At 40.3% G+C, this 8,250-nt stretch carries 10 protein-coding genes and 5 tRNA genes; 2 read left to right on the top strand and 13 right to left on the bottom strand.

Annotated features, from left to right (window positions below; genetic code table 11):
• Both HMPREF9078_RS12330 and HMPREF9078_RS06205 read left to right on the top strand, forming a co-directional pair.
• On the top strand, positions 1 to 125 hold a 125-nt coding region (locus HMPREF9078_RS12330), incomplete at its 5' end, for a hypothetical protein (RefSeq protein ID WP_009419845.1).
• A gap of 158 nt (positions 126 to 283) precedes the next feature.
• Entirely contained in the window at positions 284 to 997 is a 714-nt protein-coding gene (locus HMPREF9078_RS06205; RefSeq protein WP_009419844.1) for a LytTR family DNA-binding domain-containing protein, read from the top strand.
• Positions 998 to 1,032: 35 nt separating this feature from the next.
• Here the strand turns inward: HMPREF9078_RS06205 and gldA are convergent, their stop codons facing one another.
• From gldA to HMPREF9078_RS06140, 13 genes are all read right to left on the bottom strand, one after another.
• Positions 1,033 to 1,932 (bottom strand): gliding motility-associated ABC transporter ATP-binding subunit GldA, encoded by a 900-nt coding sequence (gldA, locus tag HMPREF9078_RS06200; protein ID WP_002675140.1) that lies wholly within the window; start codon positions 1,930 to 1,932, stop codon positions 1,033 to 1,035.
• Positions 1,933 to 2,061: 129 nt separating this feature from the next.
• Positions 2,062 to 3,831, bottom strand: coding sequence for an aminopeptidase P family protein (locus tag HMPREF9078_RS06195; RefSeq protein ID WP_034543086.1), 1,770 nt, complete (start codon positions 3,829 to 3,831; stop codon positions 2,062 to 2,064).
• A gap of 12 nt (positions 3,832 to 3,843) precedes the next feature.
• A complete protein-coding gene (locus tag HMPREF9078_RS06190; protein WP_009419842.1) occupies positions 3,844 to 4,320 on the bottom strand; it encodes an S-ribosylhomocysteine lyase in 477 nt (158 codons plus the stop codon).
• 49 nt (positions 4,321 to 4,369) lie between these two features.
• Entirely contained in the window at positions 4,370 to 4,654 is a 285-nt protein-coding gene (locus tag HMPREF9078_RS06185) for a virulence protein (protein WP_009419841.1), read from the bottom strand.
• The gene (locus HMPREF9078_RS06180) at positions 4,642 to 4,851 is read right to left on the bottom strand and encodes a hypothetical protein (RefSeq protein ID WP_009419840.1); all 210 of its coding nucleotides are present in this window, start codon (positions 4,849 to 4,851) and stop codon (positions 4,642 to 4,644) included. Before HMPREF9078_RS06180 ends, HMPREF9078_RS06185 begins: the two co-directional genes overlap by 13 nt.
• Before the next feature lie 225 nt (positions 4,852 to 5,076).
• Positions 5,077 to 5,538 carry a hypothetical protein gene (locus tag HMPREF9078_RS06175; protein WP_009419839.1) on the bottom strand — a complete coding sequence of 154 codons (462 nt, stop codon included), beginning with the start codon at positions 5,536 to 5,538 and terminating at the stop codon, positions 5,077 to 5,079.
• The gene (locus HMPREF9078_RS06170; RefSeq protein ID WP_009419838.1) at positions 5,535 to 5,975 is read right to left on the bottom strand and encodes an META domain-containing protein; all 441 of its coding nucleotides are present in this window, start codon (positions 5,973 to 5,975) and stop codon (positions 5,535 to 5,537) included. The genes HMPREF9078_RS06175 and HMPREF9078_RS06170 overlap by 4 nt, the downstream gene beginning before the upstream one ends.
• Positions 5,976 to 6,151: 176 nt before the next feature.
• Positions 6,152 to 6,222: transfer RNA gene (locus HMPREF9078_RS06165), tRNA-Trp, on the bottom strand.
• Positions 6,223 to 6,299: 77 nt separating this feature from the next.
• Positions 6,300 to 7,487 (bottom strand): elongation factor Tu, encoded by a 1,188-nt coding sequence (gene tuf, locus HMPREF9078_RS06160; protein WP_009419837.1) that lies wholly within the window; start codon positions 7,485 to 7,487, stop codon positions 6,300 to 6,302.
• Positions 7,488 to 7,552: 65 nt separating this feature from the next.
• Positions 7,553 to 7,624 (bottom strand) — tRNA-Thr (locus HMPREF9078_RS06155).
• Positions 7,625 to 7,636: 12 nt separating this feature from the next.
• Positions 7,637 to 7,709, bottom strand: a tRNA-Gly gene (locus tag HMPREF9078_RS06150).
• A 21-nt stretch (positions 7,710 to 7,730) separates the two neighbouring features.
• A tRNA-Tyr gene (locus HMPREF9078_RS06145) sits at positions 7,731 to 7,812 on the bottom strand.
• 36 nt (positions 7,813 to 7,848) lie between these two features.
• Positions 7,849 to 7,922 (bottom strand) — tRNA-Thr (locus HMPREF9078_RS06140).
• Between the last annotated feature and the right edge of the window lie 328 nt (positions 7,923 to 8,250).

Here is an 8,250-nt window from a genome sequence, read left to right as displayed (position 1 = left end):
TAAGCCCCCGAACCCCCGAAGGGGGACAAGCTGGGAAAGGTGACAAACCTCCCCCTTTACACATACTCCGCTATAGCGGTGCACATACCCAGCTATTGCTGGCTATTTTCAAAGGGGGAATATAGCGACGGAAAAGGGAATTAGCAAATTAGAGAATTTGGAAATTAGCAAATTTGTAGGAGGAGTTTAGTGGGAGTGTGCGGGAGGAAAAAATATTATTATTTGGGTATATAACAGAAAAATAAGTGTATCTTTGCCTTTGGAATTTTATATCTGTAGCAAAATGCAACTTACTTGTATCATTGTAGACGATGAGCCTATGGCGCTCCAACTGCTAGAAAGTTATGTGGTAAAGACTCCTTTTCTGAGGTTAGTCGGCAAATTTAGCAATGCTATTGATGTATTGACGTTCTTATATGAAGGTAGTACGCCCGACCTTATCTATATGGATATCCAAATGCCTGAACTTACAGGGCTCCAGCTTTCTAAAAAGATACCCACCTCTACTAAAATTGTTTTTACTACGGCTTTTGACCAATACGCTATTGAGGGATATAAGGTAAACTCTATTGGATACTTATTGAAACCTTTTGATTATGCTGAGTTTTTGGAGACGGCTCAAAAGGCTTTGCAATTAAGCACACCTTCTGTTACTGAAAAATCGCTCGAAGTAGCGCAGGATTATATGTTTGTAAAGGCGGATTACAAGCAAATAAAGGTGATGTATAATGATATTTTGTATATAGAAAGTCTTAAAGATTACGTAAAAATATACCTCAACAGTCAGCCACAACCTATTATAACGCTGATGAGCTTGAAGAAATTAGAAGAGGAATTACCGGAAGAACGGTTCATGCGAGTGCATAGGTCGTTTATATTAGCTTTAGACAAAGTGAAAGTAGTGGAGCGCAACCAAATAGTATTTGGCAAACAGCGCATTACGATTGCTGAGAATTGTAGGGAGGCGTTTCTGAATAAAATAATGCCTAATGGTTAATTAAAAAAGTTGCTTGAAAAAATCAAGCAACTTTTTTAATTATTAGCCGTTAGTTGAATAAAGGTTTCTTCTAAGTCTTTATGCTTGTGATTAATTTGTAGTATTTTCAATCCGTTTTCTTTGGCAAAATCAAATACAGTGGGGCGCATATCTTCTGAGGTATCGAACTGTAACTGATATAGAAAATCATAGACATTATGCACTGATACTATGTTAGGCAAAGCGCGTAAGAGGCGTTCTTCGACACGAAAATCAAAAGCTACTTCTATAATTTGTTCTTTGTTTTGCAGTTCGGCCATTTTCTTATCTAACACGATGTTACCTTTATGCAATACAATCACACGGTCAGCCAAAGCTTGAATTTCTTGCATAATATGAGAAGATAGTAACACTGTTTTACGCTTACCTAACTCTTTGATAATATGGCGTATTTCTACCAGCTGATTGGGGTCGAGCCCTGTGGTAGGTTCATCGAGTATAAGAATTTCGGGGTCGTGAATAAGCGCAGAAGCCAAGCCTACACGCTGGCGATAGCCTTTGGAAAGCGCCTCTATTTTCTTATTACTTTCAGAAGAAAGCCCTGTAAGAGCAATTACCTCTTCAATCCTATCGGAGGGGACTTTGGGGTATAGTTCAGCCATAAAGCGCAGATATTCTCGCACGTACATTTCGGTATACAACGGATTGTGTTCAGGTAAATACCCTATTGTTCTCTGTGCTTCAATAGGATTTTTTAGTATATCAATGCCATTTACTGTTATTGTTCCATCAGTAGGGGTAAGCGCTCCTGTAATCATTTTCATAGTCGTAGATTTACCTGCTCCATTAGGTCCTAAAAAGCCGGTAATTTCACCTTTTTCAAGTTGAAAACTGATAGCATTGACAGCCACTTGCTGTCCGTATATTTTTGTTAGTTGTTGAACTTCTACAGACATCTTATTATATTTTGGGCTCAAAAGTACAAAATAATAAACAATTGGCAAGCGTAATAATTAAAAAAGGCTACCCAAATAGAGCTCTGGATAGCCTTCCTTCAGTATATTTAAAAACAAATAGAAGCTAAACTACAAAGGTTTTACAAGAGTTAAAAACCATTCTTTTACTTCGCCTTCCAAAAGGGGAGCGAGTTTTTCTTCACAGGTTTTGTGGTAGGCATTAAGCCATTTACGCTCTACATCGGTGAGGAGACTCACATTGATGCTTGAGGGCATAAACGGGCAAAGGGTGAGGGTCTCGAAATCGTAGAAGGAACCAAACTCGTTGGTAGCTACTTCACGCACCGTAATGAGGTTCTCGTGACGAATACCGTATTGGTTTTCGAGATATACCCCAGGTTCGTCGGAGCATACCATACCAGCTAATAACACTTGTGGGTTGAGGTCTTTGCGGATATTTTGAGGTCCTTCGTGTACGTTCATAAAGCTACCTACACCGTGACCTGTACCGTGACCATAGTCCTTATGGTTTTTCCAAAGTGCCATACGCGCATAAGCATCGAGTTGTACACCGCGAGTGCCTCTTGGGAATTGTACCATTGCGAGTTGTATCATTCCTTTGAGTACAAGGGTACTATCGTCAATAAACTGCTGACTTACTTTCCCTAATGGAATGGTACGAGTGATATCGGTAGTACCTTCAAGATACTGTCCACCAGAGTCTACCAAGATACTGCCCTCAGGATGTACCTCTTTACTGCCGTGTTCAGGAGCTGAATAGTGCACAATAGCGCCATTGCCTTGGTAACCAATGATACTGCCAAAACTTTCGCCTACGAAGTTCTTGCCCTCGGCACGGAAATCGCGTAGCTTCTTACCAATGCTGTATTCGGTCATTGGTTCTTTGCCTACTTGGTGGGTGAGCCAGTAGAGGAACTTCACTATTGCCACCCCATCGCGTACCATTACGGTGCGGAATCCTTCGAGTTCGGTAGCGTTCTTCACGGCTTTCATCAGGTTGCCTGGAGCAGGAGCTTGCACAAGTTTGTTGTCCTTTTGGAGGGCTTCGAATATTGCCTGATTGGTATTAGGGGCGAGGAGTATATTTTGTCCTTTTACGGTAGCCAAATAGTTGTAAAACTCATCATAAGGACGCACGCTTACTTTGGCTGTTGCCAAATGAGCTTCTACCTCAGGAGTGAGTTTAGCTTTTTCTACGAAAAGAGTAGCTTCTTTATCGGATAAGGCGATATAACCGAGGAATACAGGGTTGTAAGCCACATCACTACCGCGGAGGTTGAGCGTCCAAGCTACATCGTCTAAGGCGGTGATAAGGTGTAAGGTAGTGTGGTGGGTAGCCATTGCTTTGCGAATGGCTGTGAGTTTATCGGCTACGGTTTGTCCTGCCCATTTATCGGGGTGTACGAAAATGTGGTGAAGAGGGGCTTTTTCGCGGTTTGTCCAGATAAGGTCGATGAGTGGTTTATGCACCAATTTGATATTGTGAGCGGCTAAGGTAGCTTGTAGTTTTTCCCAAGCGATATGAGAGGTTGCCAAAGTGTTGAGAGCCACAGTAGCGCCAGCGGGAAGTACTGATACGAGCCAATCGGCATAATCGGGAGTGCCTTCTACACCGTCCTTGAAGAGGTCGATGCCAGAGCCTTTAAGCTCGATAGCCGATTGTACAAAGTAACGAGAGTCCGTCCACAAGCCGGCTTTATCTTTGGTAACGACTACAAAACCCGCAGAGCCTGTAAATCCAGAGAGCCAAGCGCGTTCGAGCCATTCTTTGGGTAGGTATTCACTAAGGTGAGGGTCGGCGCTGAATACCACAAAAGCGTCGATGTGGTTTTCTTGCATTTTAGAGCGCAAGAGGGATAATTTTTCGGGTGTATTCATTGTTTATAGTTTTTATTCTGGATAATTCAGATTTTTATCAGTGAGGTGGTGAAGAGTTTCTAAATATTTCTTAGCTTCATACTTCGCCATTGGGAGGTTATTGTTGTAGAAATTGCCACATTCTAAAGCCGATGCACCAGGAATGTCACCTTCAAAATTAGCGATATACTCAAAGAGTTCGGTAATCAAAGGGGCGATATCTTTAGAGGTATAGTCACCAGCTAGAATGAGGTAATTACCGGTCATACAGCCCATAGGCCCCCAATAGATAATCTTGTCTTTCCACTCGGGATTGTTGCGCAACCAAGTAGCGGCGAGGTGCTCGATAGTGTGTATTTCGGGGCTGCCGAGTACGGGCTCACGATAGGGGAGCTTCATACGGATATCGAAAGAGGTAAGCACTTCCTTGCCTACATAGTCTTTACGCGATACATAAATGCCACGCTCGAGTTTGAGGTGGTCGATACAAAAACTTGCTATTCTTTCCATTTTATTTAGCTAAGAGATAAGAGGTAAGAGATGATACCTTTACTTCTTGTTAATTGATATTTAGTTGAAATTCTTGAGTAAAATCGGAGTAGTCTTCTATTTTGAAAGCGCGAATATCTCTTACTGAAAGGCAAAACCATTTGATATTTTTTAGGTTTTGTATAGCACGAAAAAGGGTTCGCAAATCGCCTTCAGTAGCATAAGTACTCCCTTGTATCCAATAAAAATTATTTTGCTTAAGTACTTTTCTAATTTCAGCATAAGCGTTGTGATATGGATCTTTATAATGTTTCTTTAGCTCAGAAACTATTAAGTCAAAAGCTATAGCGTGCATAATTCTTCCTCTTCTACGGGTTTAAACATATCTTCTTTTTCAAAGAATAATTCGTCATTGTCCGTTTTTACTTCAATGACAATTCCTATAAAGGGATTTTGTTCTATTTCGGTAACGGTAGCTTCTACCCAATCGGGTTTTCCTGTGAGTTGAGGAGAAACCCACACGCGTTGTCCTATGTTAAATTTACTATCCATTTTGTTTAGGTAAGAGATAAGAGGTAAGAAATTATACCTTTTACATTTTAACTCTTGTTAATTGATATTTAGTTGAAATTCTTGAGTAAAGTTGTTTAGGAGTGTCTGAATTTTCGGAGAAGCTCGGAGAGTTTCTGAAAAAACTCTAACGTCTGATACCTAATAAACTACCCCGCAAAGGTATTAAACCTGTCATTAAAAAACAAATGTTTTAAGGAAATTGTTTTAAAGATCTATAATTCCACTAGTAGAGATATTACTCTTAATCACCATTTTCTTATGCGTTTTAGTCGTTTTAATAATACAAAAAGGACGACTAAGTGCCGAGGCATCTCCTGTTACTTTGCTTTCAGTGATGATTTCTATATAGTCATCATATTCTATAGCCGAGATTACCTCTATTTGCGATGGTGTCGAACCTTTGATGCCTCCCCAAATGAGTACCAACTGTTCAGTGTTGAAATTAATTTTAGGGAGTCTGGCTATTTTGTGTTCTATACCCCATTTTTTAGCAATCTCTTGTAATTCGGTTTCGCTATGAATAATTTCTTGCTGGTGAGTAACAGAAGCAGTAGAACCCGTATAGCTATTGAGTAGAGACGTAAAAACAAAAGCGTTATTATCATCGGAACTCTTGCTACAACTCATAACGAGGAACATACAGAAAAAGAAGTAAAAAGGTTTCATCGTTTTTCGAAAAGTAAGGATTCTTTAATGTTTTGAGTATCTTGATTGACTACTTTTAGCAAATTGTTTTTGAAAACACAAATACTCTTACCTGTGAGTATTTTTATCAACAACTCACCATCAGCGGTTTCAGCAGCGTTAGTGCTTCCTAAGCCTTTTTCAATTGATAACACACTGCTTTCAGCACTAAAAGAGTAATTTCCCCTAAGCAAATTAGTATGTGTTTTTCCTGTGAGAGTACCATCATTATTAAAAGTAATCACATAACAATCCGGACAATCGGCTACTGTAGGATCAGGCTTTCTACCATTTCCAGTTTCGTCGATCACAGCTATAAGTTTCCACGTGCCTTGTAAAGGATTGGAAGAACTATCATCGGAACTCTTGCTACAACTCATAACGAGGAGCATATAGAAGAAAAAATAAAAAGGTTTCATTGGGTAATACTGTTTTTGGTTTGACACCACAAAGGTACAACTTTTTTATTTATCATCAAAAATATGAAGTATATTCAGGTAAAAGATAAAAGTAAATAATATGATACAGAGATATGATTTTTAGAAGATAAAAACAAAAAAACATTGCCAAAGTTTGTGACTTTAGCAATGTTAAGCACGGGTGGAGGGATTCGAACCCCCATCAACGGTTTTGGAGACCGCTATTCTACCCTTGAACTACACCCGTATTTTAAAAAAGTTTTGAGTTTTTATGCTCAAAACTTTTTTGTATTAAATAATATTTAACCTAACCTTCTAAGCTAATTAGTCAAGAATTTCAGTTACTTGACCAGCACCTACGGTACGACCACCTTCGCGGATAGCGAAACGAAGACCTACGTTAAGAGCGATAGGTTGCAACAATTCTACTTCGATAGTTACGTTATCACCTGGCATAACCATATCAACACCTGGTTGCAAGTGGATAGTACCGGTTACGTCGGTTGTACGTACGTAGAATTGAGGACGGTAGTTGTTGTGGAATGGAGTGTGACGACCACCTTCTTCTTTAGAAAGGATATACACCTCAGCTTTGAATTTAGCGTGTGGAGTTACAGAACCTGGTTTACAGATTACCATACCACGTTTGATGTCTTTTTTGTCGATACCACGAAGCAACAAACCTACGTTGTCACCAGCTTCACCACGGTCGAGGATTTTGCGGAACATTTCAACCCCAGTAATAGTAGAGGTTAATTTATCAGCTCCCATACCGATGATTTCAACTGCTTCACCTGTTTTAGCTACACCAGTTTCGATACGACCAGTAGCAACGGTACCACGACCGGTGATAGTGAACACGTCTTCGATAGGCATCAAGAATGGTTTATCGATGTCACGAGTTGGAAGTTCGATCCATTTATCAACAGCGTCCATAAGGGCGAGTACAGTATCAACCCATTTTTTCTCACCGTTAAGAGCACCAAGAGCTGAACCTTGTATGATAGGAGTGTTATCGCCATCGTATTGGTAAGAGCTCAAAAGCTCGCGCATTTCGAGTTCTACGAGTTCCAACAATTCTGGGTCGTCTACCATATCTACTTTGTTCATAAACACAACGATACGAGGAATACCTACTTGGCGACCGAGGAGGATGTGCTCACGAGTTTGAGGCATAGGTCCGTCGGTAGCGGCAACTACGAGGATAGCACCGTCCATTTGGGCAGCACCTGTAATCATATTCTTTACGTAGTCGGCGTGGCCAGGACAGTCTACGTGTGCGTAGTGACGAGTAGCTGTTTGGTATTCTACGTGAGAGGTATTAATGGTAATACCACGTTCTTTTTCTTCGGGAGCGTTGTCGATTGAATCGAAGCTACGAACTTCTGAAAGACCAGCATCGGCTAATACTTTAGTAATAGCGGCTGTCAAAGTTGTTTTACCGTGATCCACGTGTCCAATAGTACCAATATTCAAGTGGGGTTTGGAACGATCAAATGTTTCTTTTGCCATTTTTAAATAAATTTTAAATCTTAGTTATATAAATGAGTGTTTGATGTGTGTACAAAATACGTGAGAGCTGATGACGAGATTTGAACTCGTGACCTCTTCCTTACCAAGGAAGTGCTCTACCCCTGAGCTACATCAGCATACAAAAAAAGAGCGGGAGACGAGGTTCGAACTCGCGACATTCAGCTTGGAAGGCTGACGCTCTACCAACTGAGCTACTCCCGCAAAAAAATAAAAATATGACAGTGGGGAGAACAGGATTCGAACCTGTGAAGGTAAAACCAGCAGATTTACAGTCTGCCCTCGTTGGCCGCTTGAGTATCTCCCCCGAATATTTGAACTATTAAAATATGTACTTTTTTTGAGCCGGCAGAGGGATTCGAACCCACGACCCCGAGATTACAAATCACGTGCTCTGGCCAACTGAGCTATGCCGGCGTCTATCTTTTTACAGAGCGCAAAAGTATAACATTTTTTTTTATTGACAAAATTTTTAGCACTTTTTTTACGAAAATATTTTAACTGTAAATACAAACATTTGAATATCAGATGTGTTTTCTGAATAATATGTTTTAACTTTATTGCTGTTTTTTTAGCTTACGTGAATAATTGGCAAATTAGGGTTTGGCAAAGCTTTGTGATGTAAAAGTAAACAAAAATACGATACGAACCACACGAGCAGGTGTGGGGCATACGGACAAGTAATAAGGTTTAAATGGGGGATAAGTAGGGTTATAGTGGCTCTACAGTGGCTCTACAGTGGCTC

Source organism: Capnocytophaga sp. oral taxon 380 str. F0488 (assembly GCF_000318255.2).
GTDB lineage: Bacteria > Bacteroidota > Bacteroidia > Flavobacteriales > Flavobacteriaceae > Capnocytophaga > Capnocytophaga ochracea.
The sequence above is the reverse complement of the archived record's forward strand: the minus strand, read 5'-3'. Positions and strand labels throughout refer to the sequence as shown.

What these genes read in the sequence shown, in the direction of transcription:
- HMPREF9078_RS06185 (WP_009419841.1), bottom strand. Translation starts at nt 4,654, where the DNA reads ATGCACGCTATAGCTTTTGACTTAATAGTTTCTGAGCTAAAGAAACAT.
- HMPREF9078_RS06170 (WP_009419838.1), bottom strand. Translation starts at nt 5,975, where the DNA reads ATGAAACCTTTTTATTTTTTCTTCTATATGCTCCTCGTTATGAGTTGT.
- HMPREF9078_RS06195 (WP_034543086.1), bottom strand. Translation starts at nt 3,831, where the DNA reads ATGAATACACCCGAAAAATTATCCCTCTTGCGCTCTAAAATGCAAGAA.
- tuf (WP_009419837.1), bottom strand. Translation starts at nt 7,487, where the DNA reads ATGGCAAAAGAAACATTTGATCGTTCCAAACCCCACTTGAATATTGGT.
- HMPREF9078_RS06180 (WP_009419840.1), bottom strand. Translation starts at nt 4,851, where the DNA reads ATGGATAGTAAATTTAACATAGGACAACGCGTGTGGGTTTCTCCTCAA.
- gldA (WP_002675140.1), bottom strand. Translation starts at nt 1,932, where the DNA reads ATGTCTGTAGAAGTTCAACAACTAACAAAAATATACGGACAGCAAGTG.
- HMPREF9078_RS06175 (WP_009419839.1), bottom strand. Translation starts at nt 5,538, where the DNA reads ATGAAACCTTTTTACTTCTTTTTCTGTATGTTCCTCGTTATGAGTTGT.
- HMPREF9078_RS06205 (WP_009419844.1), top strand. Translation starts at nt 284, where the DNA reads ATGCAACTTACTTGTATCATTGTAGACGATGAGCCTATGGCGCTCCAA.
- HMPREF9078_RS06190 (WP_009419842.1), bottom strand. Translation starts at nt 4,320, where the DNA reads ATGGAAAGAATAGCAAGTTTTTGTATCGACCACCTCAAACTCGAGCGT.